Source organism: Marinobacterium litorale DSM 23545 (assembly GCF_000428985.1).
GTDB classification, from domain to species: Bacteria; Pseudomonadota; Gammaproteobacteria; order Pseudomonadales; family Balneatricaceae; genus Marinobacterium_D; species Marinobacterium_D litorale.
On sequence record NZ_KE386830.1, the window covers coordinates 1 to 18,698 of the forward strand.

The window sequence follows — 18,698 nt, forward strand, 5'->3', positions numbered from 1 at the left end:
ACCTTGGAACAGGAGTTTTCTGGGCTATAGCGTGGATAATCGCACGCGGAATATCCGGCTCAAAGTGGCAGAGAAGTCGCTGAAGAGACTGAAGGCTACGATCAAGCAGGTGCTTCGCCGAGGTCGAGGACAGAGGATCTATCGGACGGTCGAGATACTGACCCCGAAACTGCGGGGCTGGATCAACTACTTCCGATATAGCGATGTGAAAGGGAGCTTCGAGGCGCTGGATGGCTGGATCCGCCGGCATCTGCGCAAAATCCTCTGGCGTCAATGGAAGCGGCCGTTCACCCGGGTCAAGATGCTGATGCGACTGGGTCTGTCTGAAGACAGGGCTTGGCGCAGTGCCACCAATGGGCGTGGTCCCTGGTGGAACTCATGCGCCTCGCACTTGAATCAGGCGCTGCCGAAGAAGGTGTTTGATCGCATCGGACTGGTATCGCTGATGGATCAGTATCATCGGCTTAAATGTGTATCATGAACCGCCGTATGCGGAACCGCACGTACGGTGGTGTGAGAGGACGGAGATCGCAAGACCTCCTCCTACTCGATATGAAAATCGGTTGCAACGTCGATACGCGTACACTAAGACGCTGGGTCACGTATGACTCGCGACTAGAGCAGCTGGTTGACGAAGCGTGTGTAACTGATCTCTTGATCTTGCGCGGACTCGTTAGGCTGGCATGCCACAGCTTCGCCTGCATAGTTTAGACGACACTCTGTCATAAGCGCGGTTTTCATCAGCTTGTTATCCATTTGATCTGCGATCGAAATGAGCTGTGGATAGTAAGCAGGGGGCTTGCCGTAATTGTTGAAGCTGTCGGTTAGTTTTGTCAGCAATGATGCGTCAGGAGTCCTGTCGTTAGACCTTAGCAGCTGTTCATAGGTTAGCCGGAACGATGGGTAGCGTCCCTCAAGCCCGTAACGGATGTTTGCCATAACCGATGCGTTTTTGCCCTGCGCGTCACGAATATCGATGAGAGACTGGCGAATAAAGTTCTGCTCCTTCGTATAGCTGTTAATCTGGCCCAGTACCGTCTGGAGCGCATCGCCTGTCTGGTTTTTGGCCAGCGCTTGTTCTGCATCGGAGACGGCCGAGATGGCTCTAATTAAGGCTTTGGTTTCACGAGAGTTGATGGTTTTGGTCCAACTATCGTTACTCATTGGCGGACGTCCGGCACGGCGGTAGTGAGCGCTGACATAGCTCTTTAATGCCTCGATGCGTTCCTCCGGGCTTGGGTGGCTTTCACTGAAGGAGGTCAGAACTTTGCCGAGGGATTGGGTGAGCTGTTCGAGAGAGTTGTTCAACTGAGCGTTTAGGTCCGTAGCGCCGACCGAAGCTTCCAGCGCCTTCTGTCTCTCTTCGTGTGTATTTTTAATAGCCTGATTTTGTGTATGCCAGGCGTCAAGTTTGAGTAAGACTTCGTTCATTGCTTCGGGGTTGTACCCGGCCGCGACGAGGAGGTCGAGACCGAGTCTATCGGCGTCTTCCTCCTGACCTCGAGTCCATCCAGGGTTGAGAAATCCATCAGAAACCAGCGTCATCGCCATGACATTTCGAATGCGACGTTTATCACTGGGAGCAATCTCGTTGTTGTCGTTGTTAAACTGGCCGGTGAGCTGGGTAAAAAGCAGGGCTTTTTTCTGCAGTGTCACCAACATGTCAGAGTTTGAGTGATTGAGAATTGCGTGCGATAACTCGTGGGCCAGTAGAGCAGCCAGCTGGTGGCTGTTCTCCAGATCGCTCAACATGCCCATCGGAATGTAGATGTTTCCATCTGCGGAGGTTCTAGCGGCAAAGCCTTTTTCTGCCGAGATGTATGCCTGGCCTTCTATATCTTCGATATTGCTGGCCTTTTTTAGCCTGGCCAGATGGTCGTTCATTAACTGCTCGACGCTGGGAGCGTCTATCAAGCCGCGCCCTTCACTCTGGGTGCGTAGCCTGTCCGCATCAACGCCGACACCATTCAGCGCTTTGCCACGTGCTTCGGTCAGCTGCTGAATGTAGGGTGTTTCGTCATTAAAACCGCCCGGCATGAAATCCGAGACTTTGGTCATCAACGTATCTGTTTTACAGCCAGCCAACGCTGTAATGGCCACCAGAGTTATCAGTCGTACTTGTTTATTCACAGCCTTCACCTCCGATTCCGCGTGAGCTCGCAACAGCCTCTGCGTGGATGTTGTTGTCGCATTGTGCAGTCACGCTGTACTCCTTTGTTGTGCTGACAAAAGTGCTGCCGACAGAGTAGGTTCTGCCTTTCAGCTCTATAAGAAACATGCCGCTTAGATCTCGTTTAATGGGTATAGGGAAGGTGAGATCCGCTGCATCTATTTCCTGTTCGAAAGCACCGGTGTCTGGATTGAAGAGCTCCAAAAAGGTTTCACCGGGCTTCAGTGCAGTAATAACCAGATCCGATGCTGCGACGTAGGTGCTGGTCAGGGTTACCCAGAGGCCCACTGCAGTGGTAAGGAGGCAAAGCCTAGTTGTTTTCTTCGCGATTAAATTGGACATGTGGAGTTGGCTCCTCAAACTTAGGTTCGTGGGGGCGTTCTTGGCTGGTGCTGGGCTGTGTATCGAGCCAAAGTGTTGTACAGCTTTGCAGCCACTTTGTTTTGTCGAGCATAAAACCAAGTGTGATTACGCCGGCGTAACCCACCCAGGAGGCAGCAGCAAGGTTGAAAACATCGAACCCAACCCAGGCGCAAAACAGAATCCAACTACTGAGTAGAATGATTGGCAATGCTGCGCAAAAAGTACGCAGTGTCAGGTGACAGAGCATTACGGAAAGCCGAGCCACTATCTGGGCCGAGCGGGCAAAGCGGGCGACAAACTGTTGTTGCTGTTCTGGAGAGAGTGCGAGTTTTGCATCGACTCTTGTTACGAAGGGGCGACCCATACCGCGGAATTCGTAGAGGCACACGGGGAGAATGACGAACAGAAGAGCAACGCTATCCAACAGCCAAAGTGGGATAGTGGGTAGCCAGCTACGGGCATGGGGTTGATCTGCCTTATACCCTTGTCCCCAGGTTGTGAGGTTGTCGAACGCCATCGCATGGTAAAACACGCCGGGCAAAACGTCTCGCAGGGGGGTAAACACGATATCTTGGACCCCACTAACGCTTCCGCCGTAAAAAATTGTTTTTCCCTGTATAAGTTCCCGAGCTTCCATAAGGGCTTGGTTTTCATCGCCCAACGGAGAATTCTTTTTGGAAGGAACGAGATTTAACAGGTCGCGGACAAATAGCGCAGAGGAGTAGGGGAGGTTCTGGTTGAGGCCTGAAAAGCCTTGGGTAAGTACAGAGGAGGTGCTGCGCTCTGTGTCAGAGGGAGATTCCATCCAGCTTTCGTTGAAAGCGTTTGGGCGGGTTCCCCAGAAAATTTGCATGTTAGGCAGAGTTTTCAGGTCGCTCAGTTGGACGCCTTGATCGATTGCCAGTTTAAAGGCTGCCGTAGGGAGGTCTCGGGCGCTGTCGTAAGGGAGATAGCTGCGGGCAACAAAGTCGCTGGCATCCAGGTCAATCGTGGCTGATACCGGAATGACCAGATCGGATAGCTCTGGCCAAAGCGCTCGGAAATCTGCGGTGGAGGTAACGGCTACGTATACAGGGACTGCCGAGCGTTTATAGCGTTTGAGTACTCTAACGAGATAGTCCGCCCCCGGTTTTGAAGTATTCATCCAGTAAAAGTCGATGAATACGCTACGAGGCTGGTGCTTGAGTAAATTGTTGAGAACGCGACCGTGAAACGTGTAATCAGCCGGCCAGCGGCCTTGCTGGTATTTGGCCAATGATTGGTCAGTCAGGAGTAATACGAGGCTCTGGTTCTGAGCCGTGTCAGGATAAATGTAATCGCCAAGGAAACGATTGAACAAGTCTTGGGCGTACTTGTCCGACCTGTCGGAGGTACCTAAAGGAGAGAACTTAAGAAGGAAAAGGGCGACCAGAAGAATAATGAATGCAGACGATAAAGTGAATCGCATGCTGCGAGTTGTTGGCCGATATCGCGATGATTCATGCAATTGTGTCACGGTATTCTCATCCTTGAGTAACACGCATTTTGCAGGCTGCTTTAACTGATCATCTTTCGAGTAGTGTCATCGAATGAGTTCAATTAGAGACATAAATTACTTTAGCCTTCGTTTTTTGTAAACACAGCTGCCAGAATGAGTGTTAAGAAGACTAGTTATGACAGCTGCGTCGAGTTTAGAGGTGGGCTGTAAGAAATGACAGCGTACGCCCATGGGCGCTTGCAGCCGCTTTTTGATCGTAAGCCGGGCGTCCCCAACAGTTAAAGCCGTGGTCGACGCCTTCGTAGTCTTGGAAAGTAGCGTTGTCACGGCCTTTGAACGCGCCTTTGACACTTTCTACCGCGTCCGCGGGAATCATCTTATCCAACTCCGCATAATGGAAAAGTATCGGTTGAGTTATGTTTCCGGCAAGCTCCAGCGCATTCTGGATACCTCCGCCGTAGTAACATACCGCGGCGTCGACAGCACCTGCAGCCGCTGTCCGGTAGGCTAACTGTCCACCGAGGCAGAACCCGATTGCGGCAACTCCGCCCTGGACTTCAGGAAGCGTTTTAAGAAATTCAGCAGCGGCAGCGACATCGGCTCCGGCCTGGGCATCATCGACAGCTTGTCGCAGCTCCATAGCACGCGCACGACCTGCTTCGTCATAGCCCAGGTCGACCTTGGACTCCTGGCGCCAGAAGACATCAGGGGCAAGCACCACATAGCCATCCAGCGCGTACTGGTCGGCGACGGCCCGGATATGGCTGTTAACGCCCCATATCTCCTGCACAATCACGATGCCGGGCCCGGTTCCGGTGGGGGGTAGAGAGAGATAGCCGGAAAATCCTGTGTTGTCGACGTTCGGGATATCGATCCATCGTACGTGCATGGACATCTCCTGTAACTGATTCAGTTGAAAGAAAATACAGATTAACCAGAGATTATCCGGAGCGCCAAATCAAAGGCTATCGAGGTGTGTACGGTAGTGGTTGAAAATAGCGTTAACATCTACCTGCGCCCCCAGCTGTGCGGCAAGCATAAACAGCCCACCCATCTTGCGGTGTAGGAAGAGCACATCGGCCGGCGGTGTATGCCATGCGTTCGGATCAGCGCTGATCGCTTTGCCGCGGGCATGAATCCTTCTGGCCAGGTCAGAATTGCCAAAATCATAGAGGCCGGGCGTACGTAGGGGCTCAGTGGCTTCTATGAAAATATCGAGTACAACCTCGCGGTTGGCTGCATCATGGCGTTGGCTGAAAAAGCCCAGTGCCTCCAGCGATTGTGCGAGTACCTGAGGTTGTCGATCCGTCGCTGCGCAGATTGCTGTGCTGTAATGTTCGACGAACGCTGGCGGGAAATGGCGTACAGCACCAAAATCGAGCAATACCAGACGTTCATCATCCAGATTGTAACGGTAGTTGGCGGGGTTCGGGTCGGTCTGCACCGTATGGAGCTGGAACAGTTCACAGAAGAACAGTTCGAGCAGCACGGCCGGAATTTCGTCGCGAAGGGAGGCGTGGCGTTGCGCCGCGTTTTGTAGCGGAACCCCCTCGAGATAATCCATACACAGGATCTGTCTGGTGGAAAGTGCCCGCTCGACTCCAGGTATATGGACGGCGTCTCGGTGACGAAAAACCTCCAGCGCCTGGGCGAAGGCCACCATCTCTTTCATTTCATGCTGATAGTCGGTTTCCAGGCGCAGCTGGTGCTTGGCTTCGTCGACCAGCGGTTGTATGTCCAGGTCCCGGGGCAGCAGTCCACTCATGCGCAGCAGTGAGCAGACATTGTCGATGTCACTGTCGATGCTGCGTGATACGCCCGGATACTGGATCTTGATCGCCAGATCCCGGTCCTGGTGGCTAATACCGCGATGCACCTGACCAATAGAGGCGGCAGCGATCGGCTCAAAAGAAAACTGCTTTAAGTGTCGGTTCCACTCGTGCCCCCAGTTGGCTTCCAGGACGTCAACCAGTTGCGCGGCCGGCATGATGACCGCGTCCTGGCGCAGGCGTTCGAGTACGGTGGCCAACTCAGGCGGTAGCAGGGTTCCGGCGTCCATGGAGATCAACTGGCCAAGTTTCATCGCGGCACCGCGCATACGGGCAAGGCGATCGGCGACCTGTTCGACGTTGCGCTGGGTGAGCAGAAGGTCCGACAGTGCTGGGCGATTACCACGCATCCACTCCCGACTGCCGTCACTGATCAGGTTGCCCGCAACGCGACCGGCCAGCCCCCCAAGGTTAGCCAGGCGCGATAGGCGGCTACTTGGTACCTTCGCTGCGCGTCTCGTTTTGCCTGTGTCTGTCATTCTGAAATCCTGTGATGGTAGAGGGGGTGGTTAAGCTGTACGACAAACAAATGCATCTGGATGTTTTGGCCGACCAGAAAAAGCGAGCCCGGGGTATATCGTTTCATGACGATATGGCAGCATAGGTCTCTAATGAAGGAGAGCGCCATGAAATCACTGTCAGAAATCCCTTTTTCGCTGCTTGAACTGGCCCCGATGCGTCTCGGGGAGAACGCCGGACAGACGCTGGCGCGCAGCCTTGAGTATGCCCGTCATGCCGATGCACTCGGTATCCACCGTTTCTGGTTGGCTGAACACCATAATATGCAGGGCATCGCAAGCTCGGCAACGTCAGTGCTGATTGGTGCGGTGGCCGCTAATACCCGGCGCATGCGTGTAGGTTCCGGCGGTATTATGTTGCCGAACCATCCGCCGCTGGTCGTGGCGGAGCAGTTTGGTACGCTGGATGCGCTTTACCCGGGGCGGATCGATCTGGGGTTGGGGCGTGCGCCAGGCACCGATCCGCTGACAAGTCGAGCGCTGCGTCGGGATGATATGCGCGCAGAGCATTTTCCTGAGGAGGTAGCTCAACTACAAAAACTGCTGGGTGAAGCGGATCCGAATGCCCGGGTCAGGGCGGTTCCCGGCGAGGGGAGTCAGGTTGAGATCTGGTTACTGGGCTCCAGTCTGTTCAGCGCTCAGCTTGCTGCTGAGCGCGGCCTGCCCTATGCCTTTGCCGGCCATTTTGCGCCGCGTTTTTCCTATGAAGCGCTGGAGCTGTACCGAGATCGGTTTCAGCCCTCGGCCGTGTTGAGCGAACCCTATGCTGTTTTGGGACTGCCACTCATCGCCGCTCAGAGTGATGAGGAAGCGCGGTGGCTGGCAACCAGTTCTCAACAGCGGGTCTTGGCCCTGATGCGCGGCGAGCCGTTGTGGTTGAAGCCACCCGTGGATAGTATGGACGGGTTGTGGACCGCTCAGGAACGAGCCTCGGTGGAGTCGTTTCTGGGGCTTCAGGTGGCCGGTGGGCCTGCAACAGTAAAGTCCAAGCTGGCACATATCATCCATGAGTTCCAGGTCGATGAACTGATGTTCACCAACGATCTGTACGACCAGGGTAAACGATTGGAAGCGCTTACCATCCTCGAATCACTCCGCGCTTGAAACCGTGCCGGGGTGCTGTCTAGTCCCGGGTCTTTCGATCATATGCTTAATATCGACGCGGAGGGTTAATTAAATAATCAACCGTTTTCCCGGTTTTGTGCCGTCTTAGCGCGCTTGCCCGGTGTGGTCTGCGATTTGCTTTGTCCGTGTTTCGCAATACCGAAACGAGGATGAACATGAACAATAAAAACGCATCCACCACAGAAGATAACAACCTTATCCTGGTGACAGGCCCCGATGGTCGGATTCTGGAGGCTAGCCGGGCTTTTATCGAAGCCAGTGGCTTCTCGATGCAACAGTTAACCAATTCAGAGCTGACGGGGCTTAAGCATCCAGAGATGCCGGAGGGGCCGTTCAAGGACCTCACCTCGACGATCTCAGCCCATAAACCCTGGATGGGCATGCTACAGCTCCGGCGAGAGGACGGAACCCCCCTATGGTTCGATGCGTATGTGATACCCGTTATCGAACAGGGGGAAATCGTTGAGTGGCAGTGCATCTTTCGGGTGCCGCCGCAAAGTTTCGCTCGGCGTGCTGAGGAGATATACCGCCTACGCAAGCAGGGTAAGCAGCCGCGGGCGATGCGGGGACCGAAGACGGATTTGCGTGGTCGGCTGTGGATCGGTGTTTTGATCTCCTGGGTTCCCATGCTGGCTCTGGGGGGGATTCAATTCGGTGGAGATCTGTTGTTCTGGGGCGCGGCCGTTGGATCGATACTGTTAGGCTTGCTCTGGACTGGCTGGCAGTGTGGCTCGCTACGCCGACTGGTGAGCAAAAGCCGGGAGTTGGTGAATCACCCGATAAAGCAGATGATCTATACCGGAACTGTCGATGATGTGGGGCAACTGGAATTAACGCTTCAGTTGTTACAATCCCAGCTCGACGCGGTGCTCCGGCGGATGCAAAGTACGTCCGGTGAAGTGTTAAGTGGTGCAAACGAGAGTGTTCGAGTGATGGCACGAACCTGTCATGAAATAGAGGAACAGCAGGCGGAGTTGATTCAGCTTGCTACGGCGATGGAGCAGATCAGTGCCACCGTCGCGGACATGAGTGCCAATACTGCACAAACGGCAGACCGTACCCAGGCTGTCCATGTCAGTGCCGGGCAGGGCCGTGACGTGGTGGCGGAAACGATAACCAGTATCCATGCGCTGGCTGAATCCATCAGTTGCACCACGGAGGATGTGTCCGCACTCCAGGCGCGGAGCCAGGGGATCGGATCCATCATCAGTGTCATCTCGGATGTGTCAGAGCAGACTAACTTGCTCGCTTTGAATGCAGCGATTGAAGCGGCGCGAGCCGGTGAGAATGGGCGTGGCTTTGCCGTGGTTGCAGATGAAGTGAGGCAGCTCGCCAAGCGCACTCAGGATTCCACCGGTGAAATTCAGCAGATGATCCAGGGTTTGCAGCAGCAGACCGAAAGCATTGTGGAAGCGATGAACGCAAAACGCTCGTTATCCGAGAAAAGCGTTGAACGCATTGAGGAAGTGGGGCAGGTGCTCGAACAGATTCTGGACGCTATCGATCAGATCAGTGATATGTCGACCCGTATCGCAGGAGCCAGTGAGGAGCAGAATGCGGTGGCCGGTGACGTGAGTGCACGGATCCAGCAGATCAGTGATGGGTCAGGCCGAACGGTGGAAGACGCGGCGTTAACGTTAAAACTAAATAACGCTGCCGCGCGGTTGGCCGAGCGGCAGCGTTATCTGGTCAGCTGTATTATGCAGGCCTGATCGTTTTAGGCCGCAACGGTACCGTGGGGATCGATGACAAACTTCTTCGCGGCACCGCTATCAAAGTCCGCGTAGCCTTGAGGCGCTTCATCCAGTGAGATCATCTTCACGTTAACGGCATCGGCGATCTTGACCTTATCGAACAGGATCGCCTGCATCAGCGGCCGGTGGTACTTCATGACCGGGCACTGGCCGGTATGGAAAGAGTGGGACTTGGCCCAGCCCAGCCCAAAGCGCATGCTCAGTGCGCCCTCTTTAGCAGCTTCATCTTCAGCGCCCGGATCGTCAGTGACGTACAGGCCCGGAATACCGATCTGGCCGCCGGCACGGGTCACCTGCATTGCGGAGTTGAGTACTGTGGCGGGCGCTTCTTTGTGATGGTTGCAGCCGCAGGCATGAGCCTCGAAGCCAACGCAGTCGACGAAGGCGTCGACTTCACGTTCACCCAGGATCGCCTCCAGCTTATCAGCCATGTCGCCCTCTTCGGTAAGGTCGATGGTTTCACAGCCAAAGCTCTGTGCCTGCTTGAGGCGTTCCACGTTCATATCGCCGACGATGACGCAGGCGGCACCCAGCAGCTGAGCAGAGACCGCAGCGGCAAGACCCACAGGACCGGCGCCCGCGATGTAGACAGTGGAGCCAGGCCCGACGCCTGCGGTAACACAGCCGTGGAAGCCGGTGGGGAAAATATCGGAGAGTAGTGTCAGGTCCTGGATCTTCTCCATGGCCTGGTCGGCGTCCGGGAATTTCAGCAGGTTGAAGTCAGCGTAGGGAACCATGACATATTCGGTCTGGCCACCGACCCATCCACCCATGTCCACATAGCCGTAGGCGGCACCTGGGCGGGCGGGGTTAACGTTCAGGCAGATACCGGTCTTGCCCTCTTTGCAGTTACGGCAGCGACCACAGGCGATATTGAATGGAACGGAGACCAGGTCGCCCTGTTTGATAAACTCCACGTCGCGCCCGGTTTCTACCACCAGTCCGGTGATTTCGTGGCCCAGCACCAGGCCGGAGGGCGCCGTAGTGCGACCGCGAACCATATGCTGGTCGGAGCCACAGATATTGGTTGTGACAACTTTCAGAATGACGCCGTGATCGCATTTGCGATCACCAATGGCCAGCTTCGGATAGGGAATCGACTCGACCGCGACCTCGCCCGGACCTTTGTAGACGACACCGCGATTGTTTGCTTGAGACATCAGGAATTCTCCCTTTTTTGTTCTTATCGATAAGAGAGCCGTTCTGGCGACTTGGCCACACGGTCAACGCCAGCGTACGCAGGTCAGCCTTTGTCGAAATATCCAAAAAAGACATCGAAGTGTCGAATCAAGACATGGGCGTATAAGGTGTTGAAGAGCCCGGCTCAAACAAACCAGGACTCAAACAGCATACCGTTGGAGACGGTACCAGCGAGATTGGCCTGGTTCTCTTGAGAAAGGGCGAAGTCGGCTAGCACTTTTGCCTGGGTTTTCGAGGGATCAACTGTCATCTGTTCGAGCCAAAAATCCAGTCCTTCAGGATCCGCTTCTCGGTCAAGAATGTTGTAGTAAAGAGCGTTGAGGAATTCGCCGTCAGTCGGGTTTTCTCCGTAAAGCGAGAGGAACTCCACCGAGTCGATAAAGCGTGCTGATGTTTCCTCAAACGTCATGCCTTCTTCGAGCTTCGCAATCCAAAAGCCGAGGCCTTCTTCGTCAGGAGCGCGGTTGAAAGCTGCTTCATAAAGACTATAAGCAGCAGCTGTTGTGTCATCGAACCCTAAAACCAGATCGGAAAAATAAAATCTCTCTACGCCGGTGACCCTGTCATCACCGTCCCGGTTGGTTTGGGTATCAGCGATATACCAGCCATCCAGTCGCGTCAGTGGGTCAACGGCGAAAGGGTCTACGATATTCGAGAGCGGGGTAATATCATAATCGCGAAGGGGGCCAGCGTAGTAAGCTGCGTCCAGACCTTCGCCGCCATACAGGGTGTCATGTCCCGCGCCACCAATTAAAATATCGTCACCGGTATAGCCTGCCAGTACATCGTCATTATCGCCGCCGCGGATCTCGTCGCCGCCGATCAATAAGTCCGGCCATTCGTATCTGAGGACAGTCTGAAAATCAGCCGCTGCGTCAACGAACGCGATGCGGTCGTAATAGTGCTCTCTACTCTGGTAGTTAAGCTCGACAAAATAATCCACGGTGCCGCTGACTTGATCCCAGGTAGGGTCCGTCTCCGGGAAAGTGAAGTCACCGAAAAAACGGTAGTAAAGGCTGGGTGCGCCTTTGTTGGAAAACGTGATCGTGGCAGATGTATTAAGATCCTCTGGGGTGGCCAAATCGTTTGCGCCGTAATCGTAAGGCTGGCTGAAGTCCCAGTCCTTCACGTCATAGAAGCTATTCCGCTCCGCTCCGGTAAGTGGCGAAAACAGAAGCCCCGAAACGGTATCAAGAATTCGATCATCACTGTAGTAGTCGGCTTCGAGCAGCATGCGGGGCGTCTCTTTTTGTTCGGGGGGCGTGTATACCGATAAAATAGCGACAGATAGACGCCCGATACAACCCTAAAGTTGGTTCAAAGTATTTGGAATCGTACGCTCTCTCGCTCTATGCTGACCTTAAAAAGGGACCTGATGATGTTGGACGATCTTTCGAAACAGGTGGCGCAGGTGATGACTCAGCGCCGGCTTACATTGGCCACGGCGGAATCCTGTACGGGGGGATGGGTGGCGAAACAGCTGACCGATATTGCCGGTAGCTCGGCCTGGTTTCTCGGTGGCTATGTCTCCTATTCGAATCAGGCCAAGCAAACCATGTTGGGTGTTTCGGCACGCACGCTGGAGGAATGTGGGGCGGTTAGCGAAGCAGTGGTCTGTGAGATGGCAGAGGGGGCGCGTGGCCGGCTCGATGCGGATATCGCGGTGGCCATCAGCGGTGTGGCAGGCCCGGCTGGAGGCAGTGATGAAAAGCCGGTCGGAACAGTTTGGCTGGCGTGGGCGGTTCGCGACAAGCCGGGTGTCTCCTGCCTGAGCTTCTTTGACGGGGACCGCGCAGCGGTGCGTGAGCAGGCCGTTGTTCAGGCTTTGGAAGGCGTGTTGGCCTATTTGCCGGAATGATGTTGCAAATTGGGAGAGTTCTGGAATAATACTGTTTAAGCATACAGTATTAATTCGTCAGGCTCGATAAAAGGGTGAACGATGGACGACAACAGAAAGAAGGCGCTTGACGCGGCGCTGTCACAGATTGAACGCCAGTTCGGTAAAGGCGCAGTTATGCGCATGGGTGACCAGCCCCGTGAGGCAATCCCGGCTGTATCGACCGGCTCACTCGGTCTTGATATAGCACTGGGTATTGGCGGACTGCCCTACGGCCGTGTTGTCGAGATTTATGGGCCTGAATCGTCAGGTAAAACCACCTTGACGCTACAGGTGATCGCCGAAGCGCAGAAACAGGGCAAAACCTGCGCGTTCGTGGATGCCGAGCATGCGCTGGACCCGGGTTATGCTGAGAAGCTGGGTGTTGATGTAGACTCGCTGCTTGTCTCCCAGCCGGATACCGGCGAGCAGGCGCTGGAAATTACCGACATGCTCACCCGCTCCGGTGCAGTTGATGTCATCATCGTAGACTCCGTGGCAGCTTTGACTCCGAAGGCGGAGATTGAGGGCGAGATGGGTGACTCTCACGTCGGCCTGCAGGCCCGTTTGATGTCCCAGGCGCTGCGTAAGCTTACCGGCAGTGTGAAGCAGTCCAACTGTCTGCTGGTCTTCATCAACCAGATCCGTATGAAGATCGGCGTGATGTTTGGTAATCCGGAAACCACCACCGGTGGTAATGCACTGAAGTTCTACGCATCAGTGCGTCTGGATATCCGTCGCACCGGTGCGGTGAAGCAGGGCGATGAGGTTATTGGTAACGAAACCCGCGTCAAAGTCGTTAAAAACAAGGTTTCACCGCCGTTCAGGCAAGCCGAGTTCCAGATTATGTACGGTGCCGGCATCTATCACATGGGCGAAGTCATCGATTTGGGTGTGCAGCAGAAATTGGTGGATAAGTCCGGTGCCTGGTATGCCTATAAGGGCGATAAGATAGGTCAGGGTAAGGCCAATGCAGCGCGCTATCTGGAAGAGCATCCGGATGTTGCGCAAGAGATCGAAGTGGCTATCCGGGCCGAGCTGCTCAGTGTGCCGACCCCAAAAAAGTCTGAAGAGTCAGATAAGCCGGAAAAGAATGCCGAGCTGGAGTTCTGAAAGAACAATGAATGTTGAAAGGCCCTTCGGGGCCTTTTTTCGTTGGAGGACGTATGAAACAGGGAAAAGTGTTAGAAACTGAAGCAGAAGTGCGTGAGGCGGTTATTCGGCTTCTGGCCCGCAGGGAATATAGCCGCAGGGAGTTGGAGTCGCGCCTGGAAAAGCGTGTTGGCGATAAGGGAGTGTTGCAGGCCGTACTCGATGACGTAATCGACAAGGGCTATCAGAGTGATCAGCGTATGGCTGAGATGTTTCTTCGCCAGCGCGTATCGCAGGGCTACGGTGAACGCAGGATCCGCTATGACTTGAATACCAAAGGTGTATCAGAGGCGTTGGTGTCAGAAGCGCTCGCCGCGGCTGCTGTCGATTGGTTCGAGGTTGCGCGTGAACATGCAGTGCGTCGCTACGGTGAGGGACCTCCAGACGATCACAAGGAGCGGGCTAAGCGGATGCGCCATTTGTTGGGGCGCGGGTTTGGATACGATGAGGTGAAATACGCGCTGGACGCTGATGAATCCTGAGTTTTAGCGTCATTCCGCGGGTAAAAGTATTCGAACAAAAATCACACACGTTATATACTGTCCCGCCATTTTTTTGCTGTAGCTGATGCGCGATCCGTTCTGCCGACAAAGTAACGTTTGGTATGAGCTGCTTGCGAGCTCCGGTCGATTCCGGCCGGTTGCAGTGTAAACAGGACATAGGACAACGGTTTATTCAGATGAAATACATGACGAGTGCCGAAATTCGCCAGGCTTTTCTGGACTTCTTTCATGCCCAGGGGCACGAGATTGTTCCGTCGAGTCCTCTGATCCCGGGTAATGATGCGACCCTGCTGTTTACCAACGCCGGTATGGTTCAGTTCAAAGATGTATTCCTGGGTACCGATAAGCGCAACTACAGCCGGGCGACCACGTCACAACGATGTGTACGGGCGGGTGGTAAGCATAACGATCTGGAAAACGTTGGCTATACCGCGCGCCACCATACCTTCTTCGAGATGCTGGGTAACTTCAGCTTCGGCGACTACTTCAAGCGCGAGGCGATAGGCTTTGCCTGGGGCTTTCTGACGGAAGTGCTTGGCCTGCCCAAAGAAAAGCTCTGGGTGACCGTGCACCACAGCGATGATGAAGCAGAACGAATCTGGAAAGAGGAGATCGGCATCGATCCCGAGCGCTTCTCAAAGCTGGATGAAGATAACTTCTGGGCGATGGGTGATACCGGACCGTGCGGCCCCTGCTCCGAAATCTTTTTCGACCACGGGCCGGACGTTGCCGGTGGTCCTCCCGGTAGCCCGGATGAAGATGGTGATCGTTACATCGAAATCTGGAATATCGTATTCATGCAGTACAACCGCTCTGCAGATGGCACGATGACTCCGCTGGAGGCTCCGTCCATTGATACCGGTATGGGGCTGGAGCGCATCGCCGCCGTTATGCAGAACGTGCACAGCAACTATGAGATCGATCTGTTCCAGAACCTGCTGAATGCCGCAGCCGAAGTGGTGGGCGTCAGCGACACCAGCGTCAAGTCACTGCGAGTCATCGCCGATCATATTCGCTCCTGTGCGTTTCTTATTATCGACGGCGTGCTTCCGTCTAACGAAGGCCGTGGGTATGTGTTGCGCCGGATCCTCCGCCGGGCGGTGCGTCACGGCAATAAGCTGGGAGCCAAGGGTACGTTCTTCTATAAGCTCGTTGCACCGCTGGTCAAAGAGATGGGCGATGCCTATCCAGAGCTGAAAGATCTGCAGGCGCAGGTTGAGAAGGTGATTCTCAAAGAGGAAGAGCAGTTTGCTCGAACCCTGGATAACGGTATGTCCCTGCTGGAACAGGCGATCGAGAACCTGGATGGCAAAGTGCTGCCCGGTGAGACTGTGTTCCGCCTCTATGATACTTACGGCTTCCCGGTAGATCTGACCGCTGATGTGGCGCGTGAACACGAAGTCAGCCTGGATATGGATGGCTTTGAGTCTGAAATGGAGCAGCAGCGTCAGCGTGCACGTGCATCGGGACAGTTCTCTGTGGACTATAACGATCGCATCAAGGTTGATGGCGAAACCCGCTTCAGTGGTTACGAAGCGTTTGAAGATCAGTCAAAAGTGGTGGGGTTGTTCCGGGATGGCGAGCCAGTAACCCAGCTCAGTGCCGGTGAGCGAGGCGTTGTTGTTCTCGAAAATACCGCCTTTTATGCCGAGTCCGGTGGTCAGGTCGGTGATACTGGTACACTCCGTTGGGACCGTGGCCTGTTTCAGGTGGCTGACTGCACCAAAGAGGGCAAGGTGCACCTGCATCACGGTGAGCTGAGCGAAGGTGTTCTTGAGATTGGCGATCGTGTTGCCACCGAAATCAATGTGGAAAAACGGCGTGCTACGGCGTTAAACCACTCCGCGACTCATCTGCTTCACGAAGCGCTGCGTCGCGTGCTGGGTAGTCACGTGCAGCAGAAAGGTTCTTTGGTGGATGAGGAACGCCTGCGGTTTGATTTCTCCCATTTTGAGGCGGTAACCGCGGATGAGTTGCAGCAGGTTGAGGATATCGTCAACGCGCAGGTGCGGGCCAATACGGCTGTCTCTACCGAAATCATGCCGATCGATGAGGCGAAGGCGAAAGGCGCTGCGGCTCTGTTTGGCGAAAAATATGAGGATCGGGTCCGCGTTCTGACGATGGGCGAGGACGGGTTCTCCATCGAGCTCTGTGGTGGCACGCACGCCAGTCGCACCGGGGATATCGGCCTCATGAAGATTATTTCGGAGAGCGGCATCGCCTCGGGCGTGCGTCGTATCGAGGCCGTTACAGGTCCTGCTGCTCTGCGCTGGTTCCGAGACAGTGAGCAGGTGATCGGCGAGCTGTCCTCTCTGGTTAAGGCAGGCCGGGACAGTGTTCTCGAAAAGGTTAAGGGGCTCAATGAGCGCAATCGTCAGCTGGAAAAAGAGATCGAGCGCCTCAGTGCCAAGCTGGCGGCTGCAGCCAGCGGCGATCTGCTCAATCAGGTCGTTGAGGTTGGTGGCGTAAAAGTGCTGGCGGCCAAACTGGAAGGCGTGGAGCCCAAAGCGCTGCGGGATAATATCGATCAGCTGAAAAACAAGCTGGGCAGTGGTGTTGTGGTTCTGGTCACTGTATCCGGCGAAAAGGTGGCGGTCGCTGCCGGTGTGACCAAGGATCTGACCGGGCAGGTTAAGGCTGGCGATCTGGTGCGCGAGCTGGCCGCTCGGCTGGGTGGCAAGGGCGGCGGTCGCCCGGACATGGCGCAGGGTGGCGGTACCGATATCGCTGCTGTGCCGGCCGCACTGGAATTGGTGCCGGAGCTGGTTGCTCAGGCACTCTAAATTAGCGTAAGCAGCCGTTTGTGCTGTCGCGTGGGAAATAGACGATAATGGCATTATACGTTCAAAAGTATGGTGGCACCTCCGTCGGCTCGGTGGAGCGGATCGGCGCCGTCGCGGATAAAGTAAAAGGGTTTCGCGACCGCGGTGATGACGTAGTTGTCGTGGTTTCCGCCATGAGTGGTGAAACCAATCGATTACTTGGTCTGGCTCAGGAAGTGCAGTCCAACCCGGATAAGCGTGAAATGGATGTGCTGGTTTCGACCGGTGAGCAGGTGACCATTGCCCTGTTGGCGATGGCGCTGAAGGCTCGGGGCGTAGAAGCGCGCTCCTATACCGGTGGGCAGGTTCGCATATTGACAGATACAGCCCATGGTAAGGCCCGTATCCAGGATATCGAGACCACAAAAATGCGTGCCGACCTGGAAGAGGGGCGTGTCGTCATTGTGGCCGGTTTCCAGGGTGTTGATGATGACGGCAATATCACTACGCTGGGCCGGGGTGGTTCGGACACCACCGGTGTAGCGCTGGCCGCAGCACTAAAAGCGGATGAGTGTCAGATCTATACGGATGTGGACGGCGTATATACCACTGATCCCCGGGTGGTGGCCGGTGCGCAGCGTCTGGATCGCATCACTTTTGAAGAGATGCTGGAAATGGCCAGTCTGGGCTCAAAGGTTTTACAGATCCGTTCAGTTGAGTTTGCCGGAAAGTACAAAGTGCCGCTGCGCGTTCTTTCCAGCTTCCAGGATGGTCCTGGTACGTTGATTACGATAGAGGATGAAGAAACCGTGGAAAAGCCCGTTATCTCAGGCATCGCTTTCAATCGCGATGAGGCCAAATTGACGGTGGTGGGTGTGCCCGATATTCCGGGGGTCGCGTCGCGTATACTGGGGCCGATCAGCCGCGAGAATATTGAAGTGGACATGATTGTCCAAAACGTGGGCGCAGATCAGACCACCGACTTCACCTTCACGGTCCACCGTAACGATTATGATCGTGCCCGAGCTATTCTCGATCAGGTTGTCGCCGAGCTGGGTGCGCGCTCTTGCTCCGGTGACAGTAAGATTGCCAAGGTGTCTATCGTTGGTGTTGGTATGCGTTCCCATGCGGGCGTTGCCAGTAAAATGTTTGATGCCCTGGCTGCCGAAAGTATCAACATTCAAATGATCTCCACATCCGAGATCAAAGTATCCGTTGTGATCGCTGAAAAATATATGGAGCTTGCTGTGCGCGCGCTTCATGCAGCGTTCAATCTGGATAACGCCGACACCGTGTGTGAGTAGCGCAGAGGCTCTGATGAGCTATATTGCAGCAGCAGGGCGTCCGTGCTTTCGCAAGAGAGGCTGGCAGCTGCTATTGTTTCGGTAGAGTGTCGTAAAATTGAATACGGCACCGAACCGATGCAGGGCTGGAATGTATCGGAAGGATGTAAACGCGAATCCGCCCCCAAGCTTGATCCTTACGAAGTAGGCTTGGGGTGGATATACAGAAAGTCAGCACCCTAAGGACGTAATAAGGAGATCCACCATGCTGATTCTTACCCGCCGAGTAGGCGAAACCCTGATGGTCGGTGATGATGTCACTGTGACCGTACTTGGTGTCAAAGGTAACCAAGTCCGGATTGGGGTCAATGCGCCCAAGGATGTCTCCGTCCACCGTGAGGAGATTTATCAGCGTATCCAACGCGAAAAAGGTGACCAGGAAGGACAGGAGTAAGATTTTCAAATTATCCCTTTTCTTTTGAAAATCAGTCTTGTACTATACGCGCCGTTGTCGACGGTGAGATGGCCGAGTGGCTGAAGGCGCACCCCTGCTAAGGGTGTATACCTCCTGGGTATCGAGGGTTCGAATCCCTCTCTCACCGCCATTTAGCGCCCGTAGCTCAGCTGGATAGAGTACCTGGCTACGAACCAGGCGGTCAGAGGTTCGAATCCTCTCGGGCGCGCCA

General features: G+C 55.0%; 16 protein-coding genes and 2 tRNA genes. 11 read left to right on the plus strand and 7 right to left on the minus strand.

Translation table 11 applies throughout. The features are described from left to right. A partial coding sequence (locus G403_RS0121315) for a group II intron maturase-specific domain-containing protein (RefSeq protein WP_027855769.1) occupies positions 1 to 481 on the plus strand: 481 nt, incomplete at its 5' end. A gap of 134 nt (positions 482 to 615) precedes the next feature. Here the strand turns inward: G403_RS0121315 and G403_RS0121320 are convergent. From G403_RS0121320 to G403_RS0121340, 5 genes are all read right to left on the minus strand, one after another. Continuing rightward, entirely contained in the window at positions 616 to 2,130 is a 1,515-nt protein-coding gene (locus G403_RS0121320; protein ID WP_027855770.1) for a M48 family metalloprotease, read from the minus strand. After that, positions 2,123 to 2,512: a hypothetical protein gene (locus tag G403_RS0121325; RefSeq protein ID WP_027855771.1), complete on the minus strand. Its 390-nt coding sequence runs from the start codon at positions 2,510 to 2,512 to the stop codon at positions 2,123 to 2,125. The genes G403_RS0121320 and G403_RS0121325 overlap by 8 nt, the downstream gene beginning before the upstream one ends. Continuing rightward, the gene (locus G403_RS0121330; protein ID WP_156899764.1) at positions 2,481 to 4,028 is read right to left on the minus strand and encodes a CHASE2 domain-containing protein; all 1,548 of its coding nucleotides are present in this window, start codon (positions 4,026 to 4,028) and stop codon (positions 2,481 to 2,483) included. Before G403_RS0121330 ends, G403_RS0121325 begins: the two co-directional genes overlap by 32 nt. A gap of 175 nt (positions 4,029 to 4,203) precedes the next feature. Further along, complete coding sequence (locus G403_RS0121335; RefSeq protein WP_027855773.1) at positions 4,204 to 4,899, minus strand: dienelactone hydrolase family protein; 696 nt, start codon at positions 4,897 to 4,899, stop codon at positions 4,204 to 4,206. A gap of 69 nt (positions 4,900 to 4,968) precedes the next feature. Continuing rightward, the gene (locus G403_RS0121340) at positions 4,969 to 6,318 is read right to left on the minus strand and encodes an ABC1 kinase family protein (protein ID WP_027855774.1); all 1,350 of its coding nucleotides are present in this window, start codon (positions 6,316 to 6,318) and stop codon (positions 4,969 to 4,971) included. A gap of 147 nt (positions 6,319 to 6,465) precedes the next feature. Here G403_RS0121340 and G403_RS0121345 point away from each other — a divergent pair, with 147 nt between their 5' ends. Continuing rightward, complete coding sequence (locus tag G403_RS0121345) at positions 6,466 to 7,461, plus strand: LLM class flavin-dependent oxidoreductase (RefSeq protein ID WP_027855775.1); 996 nt, start codon at positions 6,466 to 6,468, stop codon at positions 7,459 to 7,461. A gap of 176 nt (positions 7,462 to 7,637) precedes the next feature. Then, a complete protein-coding gene (locus G403_RS0121350) occupies positions 7,638 to 9,194 on the plus strand; it encodes a methyl-accepting chemotaxis protein (protein ID WP_027855776.1) in 1,557 nt (518 codons plus the stop codon). 5 nt (positions 9,195 to 9,199) lie between these two features. Here G403_RS0121350 and fdhA read toward each other — a convergent pair whose 3' ends face one another. Together fdhA and G403_RS0121360 are read right to left on the minus strand one after the other, a co-directional pair. Next, positions 9,200 to 10,396 carry a formaldehyde dehydrogenase, glutathione-independent gene (fdhA, locus tag G403_RS0121355; protein ID WP_027855777.1) on the minus strand — a complete coding sequence of 399 codons (1,197 nt, stop codon included), beginning with the start codon at positions 10,394 to 10,396 and terminating at the stop codon, positions 9,200 to 9,202. Between the two features lie 164 nt (positions 10,397 to 10,560). Continuing rightward, a complete protein-coding gene (locus G403_RS0121360) occupies positions 10,561 to 11,670 on the minus strand; it encodes a DUF4214 domain-containing protein (protein ID WP_027855778.1) in 1,110 nt (369 codons plus the stop codon). 144 nt (positions 11,671 to 11,814) lie between these two features. Between G403_RS0121360 and G403_RS0121365 the strand changes: the two genes are divergently transcribed. From G403_RS0121365 to G403_RS0121400, 8 genes are all read left to right on the plus strand, one after another. Then, positions 11,815 to 12,294, plus strand: coding sequence for a nicotinamide-nucleotide amidohydrolase family protein (locus G403_RS0121365; RefSeq protein WP_036235005.1), 480 nt, complete (start codon positions 11,815 to 11,817; stop codon positions 12,292 to 12,294). A gap of 81 nt (positions 12,295 to 12,375) precedes the next feature. Then, complete coding sequence (gene recA / locus G403_RS0121370; protein ID WP_027855780.1) at positions 12,376 to 13,425, plus strand: recombinase RecA; 1,050 nt, start codon at positions 12,376 to 12,378, stop codon at positions 13,423 to 13,425. A gap of 53 nt (positions 13,426 to 13,478) precedes the next feature. After that, entirely contained in the window at positions 13,479 to 13,946 is a 468-nt protein-coding gene (locus G403_RS0121375; protein WP_027855781.1) for a regulatory protein RecX, read from the plus strand. A 206-nt stretch (positions 13,947 to 14,152) separates the two neighbouring features. Beyond that, positions 14,153 to 16,750 carry an alanine--tRNA ligase gene (gene alaS / locus G403_RS0121380; RefSeq protein ID WP_036235008.1) on the plus strand — a complete coding sequence of 866 codons (2,598 nt, stop codon included), beginning with the start codon at positions 14,153 to 14,155 and terminating at the stop codon, positions 16,748 to 16,750. Between the two features lie 47 nt (positions 16,751 to 16,797). After that, positions 16,798 to 18,033, plus strand: coding sequence for an aspartate kinase (locus tag G403_RS0121385; RefSeq protein WP_027855783.1), 1,236 nt, complete (start codon positions 16,798 to 16,800; stop codon positions 18,031 to 18,033). Between the two features lie 244 nt (positions 18,034 to 18,277). Then, positions 18,278 to 18,466 (plus strand): carbon storage regulator CsrA, encoded by a 189-nt coding sequence (gene csrA / locus G403_RS0121390; protein ID WP_027855784.1) that lies wholly within the window; start codon positions 18,278 to 18,280, stop codon positions 18,464 to 18,466. 62 nt (positions 18,467 to 18,528) lie between these two features. Then, positions 18,529 to 18,617 (plus strand) — tRNA-Ser (locus G403_RS0121395). A 4-nt stretch (positions 18,618 to 18,621) separates the two neighbouring features. Further along, positions 18,622 to 18,698: transfer RNA gene (locus tag G403_RS0121400), tRNA-Arg, on the plus strand.

Excerpts from the sequence above, each read along its gene's own strand:
- G403_RS0121325 (WP_027855771.1), bottom strand. The coding sequence starts at position 2,512 with ATGTCCAATTTAATCGCGAAGAAAACAACTAGGCTTTGCCTCCTTACC.
- G403_RS0121335 (WP_027855773.1), bottom strand. The coding sequence starts at position 4,899 with ATGCACGTACGATGGATCGATATCCCGAACGTCGACAACACAGGATTT.
- G403_RS0121340 (WP_027855774.1), bottom strand. The coding sequence starts at position 6,318 with ATGACAGACACAGGCAAAACGAGACGCGCAGCGAAGGTACCAAGTAGC.
- G403_RS0121345 (WP_027855775.1), top strand. The coding sequence starts at position 6,466 with ATGAAATCACTGTCAGAAATCCCTTTTTCGCTGCTTGAACTGGCCCCG.
- G403_RS0121350 (WP_027855776.1), top strand. The coding sequence starts at position 7,638 with ATGAACAATAAAAACGCATCCACCACAGAAGATAACAACCTTATCCTG.
- fdhA (WP_027855777.1), bottom strand. The coding sequence starts at position 10,396 with ATGTCTCAAGCAAACAATCGCGGTGTCGTCTACAAAGGTCCGGGCGAG.
- G403_RS0121360 (WP_027855778.1), bottom strand. The coding sequence starts at position 11,670 with ATGCTGCTCGAAGCCGACTACTACAGTGATGATCGAATTCTTGATACC.
- G403_RS0121365 (WP_036235005.1), top strand. The coding sequence starts at position 11,815 with ATGTTGGACGATCTTTCGAAACAGGTGGCGCAGGTGATGACTCAGCGC.
- recA (WP_027855780.1), top strand. The coding sequence starts at position 12,376 with ATGGACGACAACAGAAAGAAGGCGCTTGACGCGGCGCTGTCACAGATT.
- G403_RS0121375 (WP_027855781.1), top strand. The coding sequence starts at position 13,479 with ATGAAACAGGGAAAAGTGTTAGAAACTGAAGCAGAAGTGCGTGAGGCG.
- alaS (WP_036235008.1), top strand. The coding sequence starts at position 14,153 with ATGACGAGTGCCGAAATTCGCCAGGCTTTTCTGGACTTCTTTCATGCC.
- G403_RS0121385 (WP_027855783.1), top strand. The coding sequence starts at position 16,798 with ATGGCATTATACGTTCAAAAGTATGGTGGCACCTCCGTCGGCTCGGTG.
- csrA (WP_027855784.1), top strand. The coding sequence starts at position 18,278 with ATGCTGATTCTTACCCGCCGAGTAGGCGAAACCCTGATGGTCGGTGAT.